Below are 18,299 nucleotides of genomic sequence, written 5' to 3' on the forward strand. Positions count from 1 at the left end.
TTATTTATTTCACTCAATTATTCAAGAGCCTTTTTCAAATGTTAGTGATCCTATTAGTATGGTTTTATATATTCTTTAGTTGCATAGGCACAACTAAAATATGCATTATTTTTTTTGGCCTTAAAGAGTCAAACCTTTTTGTAGAATTCTTAATCGGGCTTGCAGTTCTGGGAGCAATATTTTCATACTCCTCGATTTTAACTCCAACAAGATTTAATGGGCTCTTTTGTCTACCCTTATTTATTTATGGACTAATAGTCGTAGGGAAGAATATTGAATCGTCATTCAAGGCTATTGGAATTCTTGAGTTCTTACTTTTTGGTGTTGTATTCTTAGTTGTTTTATTACAAGCATCAAAAACTCCTTTCGTTACAGATGTAGGTCTTTATCATGCACAAACTATAAGATGGTCGGAATCATTTCCGGTAGTATCTGGATTGGGAAACTTGCACGGACGGCTTGCTTTCAATTCTGTTTTTCATATTTTGGTATCCTCTTTTGGATTTTCTTTTTTCAATAATGTCATGCTTCATGGTACACTGTCAAGCTTTTGCTTACTACTTGGTTTGATATATATGATCAAGGAAGCTTTTCATAGTAATAACCTCTATATCAATATTTGTAGTGGAACCTCAATTATACTACTTTTATCTTTTTATCGAGATTGGATATCTTCACCTACACCGGATATTCTTGTCACTATTCTAATATTAACCATAACCTTTGTATTTATTGACAGTTTTTCAACTTTTCATTCCTCAAAATTCCCAATCTTAATTTTAAGTGTATTTGCGGTAACTGTAAAGCTATCATCTCTTCCAATAGTATTGTTACCAGTCATCTTAATCGTTAGATCAAAATTTGATTTTAAATCTTTGTTGAAATATTCAGCTTTGCTACTGTTCTTTCTATTGCCTTTTTTTGTGCGTAATTATTATTTGAGTGGATATCTAGTTTATCCTTTTGCACATATGGATCTTTTTGATGTGCCTTGGAAAATTCCATATGAATTAGTTATTAGGGAGAGTGAGTGGGTTAAAAGTTTTGCACGAACGGGATCGTATGATTTACAATGGTTTTCAACCTTAACTTTTAAAACTTGGCTGCCTATCTGGTGGTCGAATCAAATGATACTCAATAAACTCCTAATTTTCTCAATTCTATTTTTATTATGCATTCTACCTGTAAGTATTGTTTTAAGAAAAAATGACGCCTCCAAGAAAGCTGAAAAATACCTTTTAACTGCAATGTTATTAGGTGTTGTATTTTGGTTTTTAATGGCACCTTACCTCCGATTTGGTCATGGGTTTATAATTGCCTTTATTTCAGTAGGGTTCTATTTATTTATTTCAGGTAGACGGTTTTTGGACTGGGTTGTTCATAAACTCTTGATCCTTGGACTACTTGCTTGGGGTTATTCATTTTATCGAGAAGTAAAAGAAGGTGATTATCAATTCATATCTCCATCTCATTATAACAATGTAGAGCTAATCAACAAAACCGTTGGTGATAACACTTATTATTTGCCCTATAGGTCAAATTTATGCTGGGACAGTCCATTGCCATGTACCCCTGACCTTAATGATCAACTTAAACAATTAGGGGCTACTATGGATTGTGGGTTCGCAATTTCAATTTCTGATTAAAGCCAATTCCAATTTAAATTAGAGCTTATCCCTATAGGATTTTCAATTTTCTCTTGAAAACCAAACCAATATTTTGGTGCAATAATTTTTCGGTTCTTATTCCCTCCTAAAAAAGCAGCCCACCATGCAAACGAGCTGTTGGAAATAATTGCCATTTCAGCTTGCATAATCATTTGGAAATCATTCATTATTGTATCTGAGAACAATTCTAATTTTGGAATAAAATCAAAATCTTTGAAATATTCTTCAGCACGAAAACCAACTAACAATATTCTGTAATCTTGGATATCTCCTAAGCATTCAATTGCTTTTTTATAATACTCATTTAAAAGAACCATGTGTTCTGGATAATCATCCCGTCTTACGTGAATACAAACTATTTTTTCTTTAGCAAGTCCGTTTAACTGAAGTTTTTCATTGAATAATTGCCTGTAATGTGACTTGACTTGAAAAGCCGACTTTATAAAATCAATATTGCTTTGGAAATATTCTAAAGATTGATAAAAGCCGTAGTATATTTTTTTATCTGTCAATAGATCAATGTTACCCTTTGGTAGGAGTTCACGTTGCTCAGATACCTTTTCTAGTTTGACTAGTCTCTTTTTGTACATTAAATTGATGATTTTATTCCTCAATGGATTGAAATGAGGCATATCAAAGTATTTATGTAAATCTAAAGGGTGATGGTAAAAGCTTAAAAAGTAACGTGTTTGAAGTTTTAAGCCTGCGGAAATTATGAAGGCATATTGAAACATTTGATTTCCTAATCTTCCTTGAATATGAATTCCTATCATGATGATTTAATCTCTACAAGTTCCAAGAAGGTAATAATTATTAGGAATACTTGGGATTTCAAAAATTTTTCCATTTTTTACAATTCCACGATCTACTAAACCGTTAAAATATAACCAATTATCTATCCCATGAAATTCTTTCTGAAATGCTATCAAAACAATTTTTGATGATCTAATGACTGGTTCGAACGTTTTTCTTAATGACATTGGCGATTCACTTAGTGACCATAGGGCAATAAAAGAATCTGGATTTCGATTGGATAATAATTTGGAATCTGTTAAATATTCAATTTTAGCGGAATCAATAACACTGGATAGATACCATTTTTGAATCTTATTAAAAACTGGCAAATCATAGATTGTATATTGATTTCTATATCCAATGTTTGAAACCAATCGACAAAAGCTTCCATAACCACCTCCAAATTCCAAGATTGAACGAAGCTTTAAGAATTCTTCAATATCAATCACCTGAAGTATTTTATTCAAAGAATATGCATGATGCACGAGGTTTCCACTTGATCTCGGATAGTATTTATAAATAGGAGGATTGCCCAAACTGTTTTCTACAATAGCATTTCGGAAATGATTCCAACTTCTAGATTCTTTTAATTCGATGAATTGAACCTGCCTTGCAGAAAAGAACATTGTTCCTTGTACGGTTGGAAATCTTAAAAATTCATTTGGATCACCATTTTCAAATTCCTTAACCATTTTTCTTTGGAAATTTTCCCAAGATTGTGTTAGTTCAATATTGGAGTTATCATTTGACCGCAGAGTAATCAAGAATTCTTTATTGCGTTTTTTGTGATCAGACTTCATTCGCATAGAATAGATACCTAATAATATTTTATATTTATAAAAGACTCGTATTATTCTATTGACCATTCTGCTCGACGTAAAAATTTGCTTGATGATTTTGGGGGTAATTCTTGATAGTTAAATGGAAACTGGCTAGTGACCTCAAAAGTCAATACTTGATCTGAGTGATCTATGTATTCTGTGTCTTGCATAACAGAATAGTGTATGGAATAATCTCCCACATTCAATCCTAAATTATCTAAAGTAAAAATTATCTTATGAGATCCGAGTACTTGTGAATTATTAAATAACTGTCCTGTTAATCTATTATGATGAAGTAGTAGATTATCCCCATTAAAATCTTTAATTCCTATTCCGACAATTAAACGTGAAAAATCAAAAGCATGATTTTGAATGGAGTAGTCCATTTCAATTCTGATGTTCATATCGGACTTAATTTGATGTATTTCAATCCCAAATTCATTTGTTATCCGCAATGACTCTACTATCAATGCCCCATTTCCTCTTCTTTCTTTAATTGAATGCCTTTGTACCGAGGAAGTATTAAACTGCATATAGCTAGTGATTATTTCCTGTATGTTGCCAATGGTTTGAATCATCCCATTATTTAGTTGAATACCAGATGTACACAATTTCTCAATCGCTCCCATATTATGACTCACAAACAGCACAGTCCTACCTTCCCCGGTTACTTCTTCCATTTTGCCGAGGCATTTTTTTTGAAAGTCGGCATCACCTACTGCCAGTACTTCATCGATTATAAGTATTTCGGGTTCTAAAAATGCGGCAACTGCAAAAGCCAACCTCACCTTCATGCCGCTACTGTAGTGTTTTATGGGAGTGTCTATGAAGTTGCCCACGCCACTAAAATCTACGATTTCATCAAACTTAGATTTGATTTCATTTCGACGCATGCCCAGTATGGTGCCATTGAGGAATACATTTTCCCTTCCACTTAACTCAGGGTGAAACCCTGTGCCCACCTCAAGTAGAGAAGAAACTCGGCCATTTATTTCAACTTTCCCACTGGTTGGATAGGTGATTTTACTGAGGATCTTAAGTAAAGTGCTTTTTCCTGCGCCATTCTTCCCAATAATACCAACAGCTTCTCCTGGCTGGATGGTCAAGTTGATGTCTTTGAGTGCCCAGAAGTAATTCTCTTCTTTGGTTTTAGAAAAATTAAATAGTGATTCTCTTAAAGAAGTCGATTTCAATTGACCTATCTGGTATTTTTTGGAAAGATCTGATATTTTGATAGCGTAATCTTCCATATTAGATTAAGTCAGCCATAGTTCGCTCCATTTTTTTAAAATACCACAGACCAGAAAAAAAGATAATGAATACAAGCCCAAATGAAATCAAACTGTAAACTCCTGGAGGAGGAGTATTCAAAATTGCCCATCTAAATCCTTCGACAATTCCAGACATTGGATTTAGGTAATACAATACCTTATATTTTTCTGGAATCAATGCAGCGGGGTAAGCAATAGGAGAAGCGTAGAGCCCAAGTTGCACCAAGAATGGAACGATGTGCTGAAAATCACGGTACCTAATTGTCAATGAACTAAGCCAAATGCCCACACCAAGGGCAAAAAGGATATTGAGCAATACAAAAACTGGAAAAATGAATATAGAAGGCGTTATGGGTATGTTGTAATAAAAGAGTAAAACGATTGTCATTGCCAAGGCAATTCCAAAGTCAACAAAGGCGACCAGGCTTTTACTCAAAGGGATGACCAGTCTTGGGAAATAGATCTTTTTGATCATTTCCTGAGCTCCAATGATAGACGTACCACTTTGGTTCATCACAAAAGCAAAATAGGACCAGGCACTCATGCCACACAGTGCAAAAAGTGGATACGGAATATTGCCTGTATCTACTTTTATTGCTCGCCCAAATATTAATGTAAAAATGAGTAAAGTAGAAAGGGGCTGTAGGATTGCCCAAAGAAGCCCTAAAAACGTTTGAGCATAACGCACCCTCAAGTCTCTGTATGCCAAAACCCAAAACAAATCCCTGTAATCAAACAATTCTTTCAGGTTAAGTTTTCTGGAAGACGCTGAAGTGATGGTGGTTTTAGACATGACTTGATTGCAATTGAAATTTTTTATTAGTGATCAATAATAATGCAGTCATTAGAAACGGAATCATGGGGATTTTATACCGAACCAGCGAACCAAAATTATAAGTAGTCACGCCGATGGCAAAAGCGAATAATACAGCAAAGATAAGGCAAAATACAAATAGTGGATTAGAAGCAGCTAGTACAAAGGACTTCCTTTGGAATAAAAAAACTACAAATAAATACAAAACAAACGTGTTTTCAAGGGCAGACAATAGCATGACTGGGTTTCTGACTTCCCATAAAAACGGCCTGAAAAATGACGTAATCACCGCAGGGACAAATTTACGTGCCAATCCAGTTGGTGTAAAGTCATAATCGCCTAGGGTATAACCAGATCCTTGATCCCTTTCACTTACAAAATAATTCCATTTTGCTGTTTGCTCAGCTGTATATAAAACAGTATCTATCGAATACCTGTAATGATTGGCACTAACGAGGACCGTTGTGAAATAGGCAGAAGCAATACCCAAAGATATCAGGAATGGCGCCAGCATTGTTTTAATTAATTGATTTTTGATTTTGCTTTGATTTTGCAGGTAAAAGTAAAAAGCAAGAGCCGGCATAAAGCAAATCACTATATATATTTTGATAGTATATAATACATAAAAGCCAACTATCAATAGAATGGTACTCTTTAATAGCTTTTTCTTAAAAATAAAGACCTGTGAAAACCCGTAAAACAGCCAACCCAAAGCACCTAGGGTTAAGGTGTCTTTCATGAGACCAGATCCCCAAAAAAAAACAGAAGGAACGAATAATACTCCGAGGGCTATATGTTTGATGAAACTTGGATAAAACTTGTAAAAGACAAGAAAAATCATCCATATCCCTGAGTAACTGGTTACTGCAAATAGTAAAGCAGTAGCAGAATAAGCGTGAAATGTAAGCAGATCAAAAAAGCCTGCTACTCTTACCACAAAGTAAGAAGCGCTATCTCCAAAAGTATATATCTGGCTTGTGTACTCGAAATTCTCAGGGGTATAAACCATCTCTGAAAAAATCATCTGTAGCCCTACAAAAGGACTGTCTAAAAAGGCATTCCAAATGTAGTTACTTCCTCGTTGGAAGTAGGTGAATGTATCCCCCCCTCCATAGTAAAACTGGTAGATCATACCCAAGGCGATAGCTCCAATGAACTTTACTGTCAGTCCAGGTATAAAATATCTTCTGGTATTTTGATCGGTTACGAGAGGCCTTATTGAATAGGCTATTAGATAGAGTATGAGTAAGTAAATAGGAGTAATAAAGAAATCTTTAATACCCACTAAGCGAAAGTATTTTTATCATTAAACTCCCCAATAGTCCTTTCCAATCCTTCTTGGAGACCAATTGTTGCCTTCCAGCCTAGACTAGTCAGTTTGCTTACATCCATCAATTTCCTTGGGGTGCCGTCCGGTTTTGTCGTATCGAATTGTAATTCTCCTTCATATCCTATGATCTGTTTGATATGCAATGCCAAATCTTTGATGCTGATGTCTTCTCCAACGCCAACATTTATCAAACCAGCTTCATTGTATTTTTGCATCAAAAAAAGGCACGCTTGCGCCAGGTCGTCCACATGAAGAAATTCTCTTTTTGGGCTACCTGTTCCCCAAATTTGTACATATTTTTTGTTTTGGACTTTAGCTTCTTCAAATTTTCTTATCAATGCAGGCAATACATGTGACTTTTCTAAGTCATAATTATCGTTTGGCCCATAGAGATTAGTGGGCATGGCTGATATAAAGTTACATCCGTATTGGGCTCGGTATGCATCACACATTTTGATACCCGCTATTTTGGCAATAGCATAGGGTTCGTTGGTGTATTCAAGCAATCCGGTAAGTAAATACTCTTCCTCAAGAGGCTGAGGAGCAAGCTTTGGATAAATACATGAGGAACCTAAGAACAAGAGTTTTTTTATCTTATGTACATAAGATTGATGAATGACATTGGATTGTATCATCAAATTGTCGTATAAGAAATCCGCTCTATACGTATTGTTGGCTACAATACCACCTACTTTGGCTGCTGCAAGGAATACATATTCAGGTTTTTCTGCTGCAAAAAAATCTTCAACTTCTTGTTGATTTTTCAAATCGAGTTGTTTTGACGTTCTGCCAATTAAATTGGTGAACCCTTCGCTTTCCAGTTTTCTCCAGATGGCAGATCCGACCATTCCGTTGTGACCGGCAATGTATATTTTACTCTCCTTCTCCATTGCCCTGTATTTTGTGCCCTCCTTCTTTCAGGTATAAATTCCTTTTGGCAAGTTGCAAATCAGCATCTACCATTTCTTTTACCAGAGTATCCAGATCATATTTTGGAGTCCACCCTAGTTTTTCTTTTGCTTTGGTAGCATCGCCTATCAGTAGTTCCACTTCCGTTGGCCGGTAGTAGTTGGGATCAATTTTAACTACTTTTTGCCCGGGCGTTAACTTCCATTCCGGATTGTTACAAGATTTAATTACTCCAATCTCGGCTTCATTTTTTCCTGAGAAAGTAATTTCTACATCGAGTACTTTAAAAGCTTTGCTAATAAAGTCTCTGACAGAAGTAGTGACACCAGTGGCCAATACATAATCATCAGGTGTGTCTTGCTGAAGCATCAGCCACATTGCTTCTACATAATCCCTGGCATGTCCCCAGTCTCTTTTTGCATTGAGATTGCCCATGTACATGGCCTTTTGAAGGCCAAGAGCAATTTTGGTGACGGCCTGAGTGATTTTCCTTGTAACAAAAGTTTCGCCTCTGAGCGGACTTTCATGGTTGAAGAGAATACCATTGACTCCATAAATATTGTAGGCTTCCCTGTAATTGACGGTGATCCAATAGGCATATAGCTTGGCTACACCATAAGGAGATCGGGGATAGAAAGGTGTTTTTTCTGATTGGGGCACTTGCTGTACCAGTCCGTAGAGTTCGGATGTTGATGCCTGATAAATTCTTGTTTTTTCTGTCAGGCCAAGAAGTCGTACGGCTTCAAGTATCCTCAATGTGCCTAATCCATCCGTATTTGCTGTATATTCCGGCTCTTCAAAACTCACCTTTACATGCGACATGGCTCCAAGGTTATAAATCTCATCAGGCTGTATTTCCTGAATAATCCTTGTAAGGTTTAATGAGTCGGTCAGGTCGCCATAATGCAATATAAACCTCTGATTGTCAACGTGCGGATCTTCATAAAGGTGGTCGATACGATCCGTATTGAAAGAGGAGCTTCTTCTTTTGATACCATGTACTTCATATCCTTTTTTAAGTAAAAATTCCGCAAGGTATGCTCCGTCTTGCCCCGTTACTCCAGTGATAAGTGCTTTTTTCATTAATTGCTTGATGCTGTACTTACTGATTATTGCTTCTTATTAGGTTGTAAATTTATAAGAACCATTCTGTATTTACCCATTTTTTCATAACATTGATTTTAAATACTACAGACTGGTATATGTTTGCCATTCGGTATTTATGACATGAAAATCTTATTTCTGGCACCATATCCTCCAGGGCAAGCCCCTTCTCAAAGGTTTAGATTTGAGCAATATTTCTTATTGCTGAAAAAACATACAATTGAATATTCTTTCCAATCTTTTCTGGATGAGAAAACCTGGCAGATTTTGTATTTGAATGGCAATACATTGAAGAAAGTACTGGGAATAGCAAAGGGTTTTATGAGGAGAACAATTCTGTTGTTCTCTTTATCAAAATATGATGAGGTTTTCATCCATAGGGAGGTAACACCAATCGGCCCGCCAATTTTTGAATGGATTATTGCCAAATTGTTTAAAAAGGAAATCATATTCGATTTTGATGATGCCATATGGCTGCCCAATACCAGTAAAGAAAATGTTATTGTCTCCGTATTAAAATGGCATTCAAAAACTGAAAGTATTTGTAAATGGAGTAAAACCATTTCGGTTGGGAATCCTTATTTGGCGCAATATGCCGGTCAATTTTCTTCCAATGTTGTGGTGAATCCTACAACTATTGATACGGAACACCTGCATGTTCCCGTAGGTATAAACAACAAAATCCCCGTTATCGGCTGGACGGGAACGCATTCTACAGGTAAGTATCTGGCATCAATAATCAGTGCGCTGAATGAAGTATCTAAAACCCAAAGCTTTAAGTTTTTGTATGTCTCCAATAAAACTCCTGATTTTGAAATTCCAAATCTGGAATTTGTAAAATGGATGAAGGAATCAGAGATAGACCAACTTAACCACATTGATATTGGAATAATGCCGCTTGAAGACGATCAATGGTCTGAAGGTAAATGTGGATTTAAGGCATTGCAGTATATGGCGTTGGAGATCCCTGCTTTGGTGTCTCCTGTAGGTGTCAATTCAACGATTGTGGACGATGGAGTGAATGGATACCACTGTAAATCAGAAGCGGACTGGGTAGTGCGTTTAACGGAGCTAATTGAAAATCCTGAATGGAGAAGAAAAATGGGAGCAGAAGGGAGAAAAAAAGTGATAGCGCAATATTCCGTGAAATCCAATTCAGAAAATTTTCTAAAAATAGTAAAAGGATAATCTACATTTTTTTCATTTCCTTCAAATACCGGACAGCCAGTTTATGTGATGGATGTTTGCCTTTAGCCAGTTTTTTCACATTTTTAAAATACTCTTCGGCTAATTTTTCGTCTCCCTCCTGAAAAGCGATTTTTCCCAAATTGAGCAATGAATATAGATGGTATCCCATTTTTTCGGCATTCGCATCCAGGCCGAACTCAACCGCTTTGGTGTAGTATTTTTTTGATTCACCTCTTAAACCTCTTTTTCTATAAATCTCACCCAGGAAAAAAGAGGCATATCTTCCATTGTTACTTTCATAGCCTACATATCCACTATCCAGCTTATTCAATATAGACAAAGCTTCTCTTTCGGCTTCCTGATTTCTACCAGTTGCGTACAGTACTCTGGTGTAAAAACGATGAAAATAAGGGTTGTTGGGGAAAGTTTGAGCTAAATATTGTGAAACAGGCAATGCCTCCATTGGATTATTTTCTTCATTGGCTAAAATCCTCATTAGAAAATACTGCGCCTCAGTACGAGTAAAAAATGCATTGTTAGCCACTTCTTTCAATTGCTTGATTCCAAGTTCTTTGTCCCCATTTTTAAAGAAAAGCATTATGGGTTTTAGGAGCGGATAGTTTTCAGGTATCCATACCGAGTAATAATTGTAAAGGGCGTCACCAAATAATATTTCAGCACCGTATTCTCCTTTGCCTCGACAGTAATCCAAATACTTGAGTGCGTTTTTTCCGGCTGTAGCTGCCTTAGTCCAGTTACTTCTTTCTGCGTGCACCCGACCTATAAACGCATAAGTAGCTGAGAGGAAAAATCCCCCTTCCACAGTACTCCCTTTGTCAAAAATATTTTGAGAAGCCACCAGTGAGCTATCCATATAAGCGAAAAAAGTCTCATCAAATCCTGTGTTGGTGACATCCGGAACCATTCGCCACCACTGACTGAGGCCGAGCATGAAATAAGGAAGAGGATGCCAGCCATATTTTTTCTTTAACCATCTAAACTGGCTATCAGCTCTGGTGAAATCAAAATTATACATGTTGTTGATGCCTTCAGTTGATTCGATCTGGATATTCATGTCCATCAAAAGCATTGGGATACTGTCGTTTTTAGCAGCAGTTAGCTCCAGGCTACAAAGGCAAATGAGATATGTAATAAAATGTTTTTTCAATAAATTGATGGGTAAACCCGGTCAAGTTTGTAATTATACGTTCTAATTTATTTAATGATTTCGAATTCTATATAACTTTAAGATAAATGAAAAAGACAACTATGAAGAATCTAATAAAAGCAATTGCATTAATGGCATTTCTTATGCTGTCTGTGGTAGTTCCAGAGGTTCAGGCACAACAAGACAAAATACCTGCCAATGATGGTGAAGTTACAATCATTCCAATTAATCATGCTACGTTGGCACTAAAATGGAAAAATGAAGTGATTTATTTTGACCCTTCCGGTGATATGGGATTGTTCGATAAAGTAGAAAAACCAACTGCTATTTTAATAACAGACATTCATGGTGATCATTTTAACTTATCAACACTTAATAATCTAAGTGCGGGTAGTGTAAAAATCATAGCACCAAAGGCTGTAGCAGATCAGCTTCCAAGAAGTTTTACTAACGTAAAGATTCTGGGTAACTCTGAAAAGATAGACATCAATGGAATTAATATTGAAGCCATACCGATGTACAATTTACCGGAAACGGAGGACTCCCGACATCCAAAAGGACGTGGAAATGGCTATGTCCTGACCATAGGAGGAAAAACGATTTATGTTTCAGGAGATACTGAAGATATTCAGGAAATGAGGGCACTGCAAAATATCGATGTTGCTTTTGTTTGCATGAATTTGCCTTATACTATGGATGTAGATGCTGCTGCAAGTGCAGTCGTCGAATTTAAGCCTTCAATTGTTTATCCTTATCATTTTAGAGGACAGGGAGGTTTTAGTGATGTAGATAAATTTAAAGAATTAGTGACTTCACAAAACAATTCCATTGATGTGAGGTTAAGAAAATGGTATGGCAAATAAAATATTATTATAACTGAATGAATTTTTTTTGTTTTCTCTTTTCTCTTATTCTACTTTTTACTGTTGAAGGTTTTTCTCAAAATACTAATCCCGAAAAAAAGCTTCATTTATCAGAAGTCAGGATGATGGCACGAGATGTTTTTCAATCTGCTAAATGGTATGCCAGACATTTGAATTTTAAAGTAACAAAATCTAAACATAGGGAATTTGTTATCCTAGAAAATGGAGATTTTACACTTCATATAGTTACAGCGAAACAGACGGTTACGCCAAGTCAGATAGAAATGCCTCCAAATAAAGAGCGAATCAATGGGTATTATGAGCTCGGCTTTCTTTGCAACGATCTCGATAGTTTGATGTATCAGTATGAAGGACGTGAAATAAGAAGGGTTAAAGAATTGGGTTTTGACCTGGACTATAAAACCAAAACAGTGGTACTTGCAGATCCTGATGGTAACAGGGTGAAACTGTTTCAGGCGAGCAAGGACCAGATTCCAAATATTAATTACTTCAAAGCGAACCTTGTTTCTATTACTACTTCCGACCTGGAAACAGGAGTGAGGTGGTACCAAACCAATTTAGGGTTTCAGGAAATACTCAAAAATTATTCAAAAGATTCAAATACCACCATTAGTATTTTGAGAAAGGATGACATGACTATTGAGCTTCAGGAGTTGTCAGGGCGTACGATGGAAATAACAGAATTACTCAGTAACCAAATAGAATTAACCGGATTTAGTGAAATTATTCTTAGCAATAATAAAGAGCTGGTCGATATTACAGATAATGATGGTAATAAATTAAAGTATTGAAACAGTCAATCTACTTTTTTTGACCAAAGAATACGAGTGCCTTACGTTGTGTAATTTTGAGATATTATACGAATCAAACAAGAAACATTACCCCAAATGAAACATAAGATAGCAACACAAGAAGCCATTAACCTGGAAAATAAATATGGTGCGCACAATTACCATCCACTTCCAGTAGTGCTTTCGAAAGGCGAAGGAGTATATGTCTGGGACGTGGAAGGAAAAAAGTATTTTGATTTTCTTTCTGCATACTCAGCAGTTAACCAGGGGCATTGCCATCCTAAAATCGTAGGAGCTCTCAAACAGCAGGCTGAAATTTTGACTCTTACGTCGCGTGCGTTTTATAATGATGTACTGGGAGAGTACGAAAAGTACATAACAGAATACTTTGGTTTTGATAAGGTGCTTCCTATGAATACTGGAGCTGAAGCAGTAGAAACGGCTATTAAACTTACCAGAAAGTGGGCTTATGAAGTAAAAAGTATTCCTGAGAATGAAGCTAAAATTATTGTTTGTGAAAACAATTTTCATGGTAGAACCACTACGATCATTTCATTTTCTAATGATCAGGATGCCCGCAAAAATTTTGGTCCATATACTGAAGGTTTTATCAAAATCCCATACAATGATATAGCAGCTTTGAAAGCAACTTTGATGCAGGAAAATATAGCAGGAATGTTGATGGAACCAATACAGGGAGAAGCCGGTGTTTATGTTCCTTATGATGGCTATTTGCGAGAGGCGTATCAAGCTTGTAAAGAAGCTAATGTACTCTTTGTGGCAGACGAAGTTCAAACAGGTATCGCCAGAACGGGAAAATTACTGGCTTGTGATCATGAGAATGTAAAACCTGATGTCCTTATTTTAGGCAAAGCCATATCCGGAGGAGTTTATCCAGTATCGGCAGTTTTGGCAAATGATCCTGTGATGAACGTTATTCGTCCCGGACAGCATGGTTCTACTTTTGGAGGGAATCCATTGGCAGCCAAAGTTGCTATGGCTGCCCTAGAAGTAGTGAAAGATGAAAATCTGGCTGCTAATGCCGAGAAGCTTGGAATCATTTTTAGAGAAAGGATGAATGCACTTGTAAAAAGTTCCAACCTTATAGCCAGTGTGAGGGGAAAAGGTTTGCTCAATGCAGTTGTAATTAATGATTCTCCTGAGAGTACTACAGCGTGGGATATTTGTATGCTTTTGAAAGAAAACGGACTACTAGCCAAACCAACTCATGGTAATATCATCAGGTTTGCACCACCACTCGTGATGACTGTCGATCAGCTTCATGAATGTTGCGATATTATTGAAAAGTCAGTTAAACAATTTGAACAAAAGGTGTAAGCGGGACAAGCTATTTTAGAAGAGAATTTTTCCCAAAAGCAAAAGGCAGGAGATCATTTACTTCCGTTTTTATTACTTCATTATCTGGCTGAACTAGCAACAGGTTTATTGGTTGTTTCTGGTTGTTTCTGTATTCAAAGATAACCTGCCGACAACTGCCACATGGCCCTGCTTGTACATACTCTATGGCATTTTTAGGTTTTGCAGCTACTGCTATCTTCAATATTACTTTGCCTGGATAATTGGCACCAATATGAAAAAGTGCTACCCGTTCAGCGCAGAGTCCCGATGGGTAAGCGGCATTTTCCTGATTGCTTCCAAGAACAATACTGCCGTCTTCCAACAGTACGGCAGCACCTACAAAAAAATCAGAATACGGAGCGTAAGCATTGTTTAAAGCTTCTTTTGCCTTACATACCAATATCGTTTCTATTTCATTCAGTTCATCAATATTGAAAATTTCAGCCTCAAACTCGTACTTAATTTTTCTTCCCATATCTCAAAAAGTAAACCCGAAGTTTAATTCTTCACTTTAACCAAAACCAAGGGTACGATATTACTCAATATTTAGTGAAAATGTTTTGAATGGACAGTAATAATCTCATAAATTGCTTTATATTCTTAGGATTTGAATCAACTATTTACAGATCAAAAAAGTCAACTATACGCTATGCAAAAAGTCCTGATTCTTGGAGCCGGAAGGTCGGCATCTACATTGATCCAATTTATGTTGGAGCATGCTGAGGTTTATGGCTGGTATGTCACCATTGGGGATATTGATGAAGCTTTAGCTGTCGAAAAGGCTGGTTCATGCAAGAATGCCAATGGCATCAAATTCAATATCAAATCCATCGAATCCACAGAAATTATCAAAGAAAACAATCTGGTGATTTCAATGCTTCCTGCGATGCTGCATTTAGATGTTGCTAAGGTTTGTGCAGCAAATGGTATCAATATGCTCACGGCATCTTACGTAACTCCGGAAATAAAAGCACTTTCTGAATCATTTGAGAAAAACAATGCTTGTTTGATTATGGAAATGGGGCTTGATCCGGGAATAGACCACATGTCGGCCATGCAAATATTGGATAGGATCAGAGGTGAGGGAAGTACGCTCAATTCTTTCGAGACATTTACCGGGGGACTTTTAGCCCCATCAAACAATGACAACCCATGGGAGTATAAATTTACCTGGAATCCCCGGAATGTAGTGATGGCTGGTCAAGGCAATGTGAAATTTATTCAGGAAGGAGCATACAAATACATCCCATATCAAAAACTCTTTAAAAGAACGGAAATAATTTATATACCTGAATACGGATATTTTGAGGGATATGCCAATCGTGACTCTTTGAAATATTTGGAAGCTTATAAACTACAGGGAATAAAGACGCTATACAGAGGTACCTTGAGACGTCCCGGCTTTTGCAAAGCATGGGATGTGTTTGTTCAACTTGGTGCCACTGATGACAGTTATGAAATGGAAGATGTGGCTGCCATGACCCATCGTCAGTTTATCAATTCATTTTTGTCGTATAATCCTTATGATTCCGTTGAGCTTAAGTTGGCTCACTACATGAACCTCGAATTGGATTCGGAGATTATGTACAAACTCAAATGGTTAGGAATGTTTAGTGACGAGCCAGTGGGTTTGGAAAAAGGGACTCCTGCCCAAGTTTTGGAACAAATTTTAAAAAAGAAATGGACAATACAATCAAATGAACAAGACATGATTGTGATGTGGCATAAATTTAAATTTGTTCAGGAAAATGAGGAGAAGGAAATTCAGTCGCACATGGTAATTAAAGGTACTGATGCCACCAATACCGCTATGTCGAAAACAGTAGGTTTGCCACTGGCAGTAACTGCTAAGTTGATATTGAATGGAAAATTAAAAATCAATGGTGTAAAAATTCCTACCGAAAAGGAGATATATGAACCTGTATTATCCGAATTGGAAGCCTACGGAATTACTTTTGTGGAACATGAAATGGAAGTCTCTGCCTGATAAAATTTGAGCTTCAAGATTTATTGTTAAAGCGATGCTATATTTGAACCATCATTTCTAATGTTGTGATAAAAATCAAAAAATATTGAGACAGATAATCTTTAGCTTGTTGGTTATGATACCATTATTCCTCCAGGCACAAACCAAGTCAGATTCAACAAATGTATCCAGCGGCATCACTCTGAGTGAGGTGGTCATTACCACGGATATTTTTGAAAACAAGAAAAAGGATTTTGCAGGATCGGTATCTGAGATAAAGCCTAAAATATTGAATCAGGCCAATGGACTTTATTTGCAGCCTGTGTTAAATTCCGTGCCAGGCGTTTACATGCAATCCGGAGCTTTAAATACCAACCGGATCACCATTCGGGGAATAGGTTCCCGGTCACCTTTTGCTACCAACAAAATCAAAGCATACCTGGATGATATTCCGCTTTCAACAGGTGAGGGAGAAACCACTTTGGAGGATATCGATTTCTCAACCCTTGGTGGAATAGAGGTGTATAGAGGGCCTGCTTCAACCATGTATGGTGCAGGCCTGGGAGGTGCTATACACATGGTTACAAAAAAAATGGCAAGGACTAATTCCGGCTATTTTGATTTTTCTGTAGGCTCTTTTGGATTGAAAAAAGTTAATATCTCAGCACAAACAGGGAATGAAAATAGAGGAATAAACCTTTTTTTTCAGGATGTGAGTAGTGATGGGTATAGGCAAAACAATGAGTATGGCAGGCAATCTCTTTCGGCCATTGCCCGAACCAAAATAGGAGCTAAATCGTATCTTTCCGGCTATTTCAATTATACACACCTCAAATCATTTATTCCAAGTGCTTTGGATGAAGACACTTATTTGAATAGCCCGAAAAGTGCTGCTACGCAGTGGGCAAATGCCAAAGGATTTGAAGACAACAATAGAGTAAGGTTGGGGTTGTCGTTGAAAACGATGTACAATGAATTTACGGAAAGCACTCTGGCTGTTTTCACTAATATTGGAAAATCAAGAGAAGTTACGCCTTTTGGAAATGAAGACATCACTACTTCTAATTTGGGTTTACGGGGAAAAATTAGAAGGAACTTTTTACCTCAGGATAAATTGGCTGTGGTGATGGGGACAGAAATATTTGTGGAGGGGTTCAGAATCAAAAGTTATGAGAATAACAACAGCCAAAATGGGGATATGACTTCTGATCTTAATCAGGATCGGAGCTATGGTAATGTTTTTCTGGCAACTGAGTATTTACCTTCCAAAAACTGGGTTTTGTCTGTCGGCGGAAATTTGAATTTCTCTTACTACAAAAATACGGACGAATATGTTGTTGGAAATAACGACTTGTCCGGGGATCACACTTTTTCTCCTATTTTTTCTCCTAAAATCAGTGTAACCCGTCACCTGAGTGAAAAAGTATCTGCTTACGGGCTGGTATCTCATGGTTTTTCATTGCCAACATTTGACGAAACACTCAATCCTGGAGGGAATATCAATGAAGACATCCGGCCTGAAAAAGGGCTCAATTATGAATTGGGGATAAAAGGTTCAGCACCAGGTGGCAAAGTGTATGCGGAATTGGTTTATTACACCATGCGGATCAATGATTTGTTGGTTGCCAGGCGAAACTCGGAGTTGGATTATTCAGGTTATAACGCCGGAAAAAGTACACACAATGGTGTCGAGATGTTGATCAACCACCAACTGCTCAAAACGAATACTATTACTATTGATCAGAGTTTTAGCTATACCTTAATGCGCTACAGGTTTGATGAGTTTACAGATGATGACAAGGGAGATTTTTCAGGCAATAAGTTGACAGGTGTACCAAGTTATACGACTAACTATTATATAAACATCGAATCGAATATTGGTGTTTATGCAAGAGTCAACTGGCAGAGTGTTGGAGAGATGCCTATTCTAGATGACAACTCGGTGTTTTCGGACGGTTACAATTTGGTAAACTTAAAAATTGGGTTTCAACAAGAGTTTGATAAGCTCAGTGTGAATGTCTATGGGGGGATCAACAACCTTTTAGATGAAAAATATGCTTCGATGCTCCAGATCAATCCTAATTTCAACAAACGATATTATTACCCCGGATTGCCCGTCAATTTCTTTTCCGGGATTAAAGTGGCGTATCGGTTTTAGCCAGCACTTCTAAACCTCATTTACCCAACTCTGGCAAAGTCAATTGCTTTCCTGATCAGAGTTGAATATGAGTT

General features: G+C 37.0%; 16 protein-coding genes. 7 read left to right on the plus strand and 9 right to left on the minus strand.

Annotation, left to right across the window (positions count from 1 at the left end; translation table 11 throughout):
• Positions 1-38 precede the first annotated feature (38 nt).
• Positions 39-1,646 carry an LIC_10190 family membrane protein gene (locus AAOP42_RS20445; RefSeq protein ID WP_349530446.1) on the plus strand — a complete coding sequence of 536 codons (1,608 nt, stop codon included), beginning with the start codon at positions 39-41 and terminating at the stop codon, positions 1,644-1,646.
• Here AAOP42_RS20445 and AAOP42_RS20450 read toward each other — a convergent pair.
• From AAOP42_RS20450 to gmd, 7 genes are read right to left on the minus strand one after another with little or no spacing between them, the layout of a single operon-like run.
• Entirely contained in the window at positions 1,643-2,440 is a 798-nt protein-coding gene (locus AAOP42_RS20450; RefSeq protein WP_349530447.1) for an alpha-1,2-fucosyltransferase, read from the minus strand. The genes AAOP42_RS20445 and AAOP42_RS20450 overlap by 4 nt on opposite strands.
• A gap of 6 nt (positions 2,441-2,446) precedes the next feature.
• Positions 2,447-3,262 carry a class I SAM-dependent methyltransferase gene (locus tag AAOP42_RS20455; RefSeq protein WP_349530448.1) on the minus strand — a complete coding sequence of 272 codons (816 nt, stop codon included), beginning with the start codon at positions 3,260-3,262 and terminating at the stop codon, positions 2,447-2,449.
• Positions 3,263-3,312: 50 nt separating this feature from the next.
• On the minus strand, positions 3,313-4,533 hold the full coding sequence (locus AAOP42_RS20460; protein ID WP_349530449.1) for an ABC transporter ATP-binding protein: 1,221 nt from the start codon (positions 4,531-4,533) through the stop codon (positions 3,313-3,315).
• A gap of 1 nt (position 4,534) precedes the next feature.
• Positions 4,535-5,347: an ABC transporter permease gene (locus AAOP42_RS20465; protein ID WP_349530450.1), complete on the minus strand. Its 813-nt coding sequence runs from the start codon at positions 5,345-5,347 to the stop codon at positions 4,535-4,537.
• Entirely contained in the window at positions 5,340-6,653 is a 1,314-nt protein-coding gene (locus AAOP42_RS20470; RefSeq protein WP_349530451.1) for a hypothetical protein, read from the minus strand. Before AAOP42_RS20470 ends, AAOP42_RS20465 begins: the two co-directional genes overlap by 8 nt.
• Positions 6,653-7,588 carry a GDP-L-fucose synthase family protein gene (locus tag AAOP42_RS20475; protein WP_349530452.1) on the minus strand — a complete coding sequence of 312 codons (936 nt, stop codon included), beginning with the start codon at positions 7,586-7,588 and terminating at the stop codon, positions 6,653-6,655. The genes AAOP42_RS20470 and AAOP42_RS20475 overlap by 1 nt, the downstream gene beginning before the upstream one ends.
• Positions 7,572-8,690 carry a GDP-mannose 4,6-dehydratase gene (gene gmd / locus AAOP42_RS20480; protein ID WP_349530453.1) on the minus strand — a complete coding sequence of 373 codons (1,119 nt, stop codon included), beginning with the start codon at positions 8,688-8,690 and terminating at the stop codon, positions 7,572-7,574. The genes AAOP42_RS20475 and gmd overlap by 17 nt, the downstream gene beginning before the upstream one ends.
• 144 nt (positions 8,691-8,834) lie before the next feature.
• Here gmd and AAOP42_RS20485 point away from each other — a divergent pair, with 144 nt between their 5' ends.
• The gene (locus AAOP42_RS20485) at positions 8,835-9,899 is read left to right on the plus strand and encodes a glycosyltransferase (RefSeq protein WP_349530454.1); all 1,065 of its coding nucleotides are present in this window, start codon (positions 8,835-8,837) and stop codon (positions 9,897-9,899) included.
• Position 9,900: 1 nt separating this feature from the next.
• Here AAOP42_RS20485 and AAOP42_RS20490 read toward each other — a convergent pair whose 3' ends face one another.
• Positions 9,901-11,067 (minus strand): tetratricopeptide repeat protein, encoded by a 1,167-nt coding sequence (locus tag AAOP42_RS20490; RefSeq protein WP_349530455.1) that lies wholly within the window; start codon positions 11,065-11,067, stop codon positions 9,901-9,903.
• 101 nt (positions 11,068-11,168) lie between these two features.
• On the opposite strand from AAOP42_RS20490, the gene AAOP42_RS20495 reads away from it, so the two are divergent.
• The 3 genes from AAOP42_RS20495 to rocD all read left to right on the plus strand — a co-directional run bounded on the left by AAOP42_RS20495 (position 11,169) and on the right by rocD (position 14,080).
• On the plus strand, positions 11,169-11,930 hold the full coding sequence (locus AAOP42_RS20495; protein WP_349530456.1) for an MBL fold metallo-hydrolase: 762 nt from the start codon (positions 11,169-11,171) through the stop codon (positions 11,928-11,930).
• Between the two features lie 17 nt (positions 11,931-11,947).
• Positions 11,948-12,742 carry a VOC family protein gene (locus tag AAOP42_RS20500; protein WP_349530457.1) on the plus strand — a complete coding sequence of 265 codons (795 nt, stop codon included), beginning with the start codon at positions 11,948-11,950 and terminating at the stop codon, positions 12,740-12,742.
• Between the two features lie 96 nt (positions 12,743-12,838).
• Positions 12,839-14,080, plus strand: a complete 1,242-nt coding sequence (rocD, locus tag AAOP42_RS20505; protein ID WP_349530458.1) for an ornithine--oxo-acid transaminase — start codon at positions 12,839-12,841, stop codon at positions 14,078-14,080.
• 10 nt (positions 14,081-14,090) lie between these two features.
• On the opposite strand, the gene cdd is transcribed toward rocD, so the two are convergent.
• On the minus strand, positions 14,091-14,576 hold the full coding sequence (gene cdd, locus AAOP42_RS20510) for a cytidine deaminase (RefSeq protein WP_349530459.1): 486 nt from the start codon (positions 14,574-14,576) through the stop codon (positions 14,091-14,093).
• Positions 14,577-14,750: 174 nt separating this feature from the next.
• Here cdd and AAOP42_RS20515 point away from each other — a divergent pair, with 174 nt between their 5' ends.
• Both AAOP42_RS20515 and AAOP42_RS20520 read left to right on the plus strand, forming a co-directional pair.
• Positions 14,751-16,088, plus strand: a complete 1,338-nt coding sequence (locus AAOP42_RS20515; RefSeq protein ID WP_349530460.1) for a saccharopine dehydrogenase family protein — start codon at positions 14,751-14,753, stop codon at positions 16,086-16,088.
• 115 nt (positions 16,089-16,203) lie between these two features.
• Entirely contained in the window at positions 16,204-18,225 is a 2,022-nt protein-coding gene (locus AAOP42_RS20520; protein WP_349530461.1) for a TonB-dependent receptor, read from the plus strand.
• The last annotated feature ends 74 nt before the right edge of the window (positions 18,226-18,299 follow it).

Source organism: Reichenbachiella sp. MALMAid0571 (genome assembly GCF_040151475.1).
GTDB lineage: Bacteria > Bacteroidota > Bacteroidia > Cytophagales > Cyclobacteriaceae > CAXBNB01.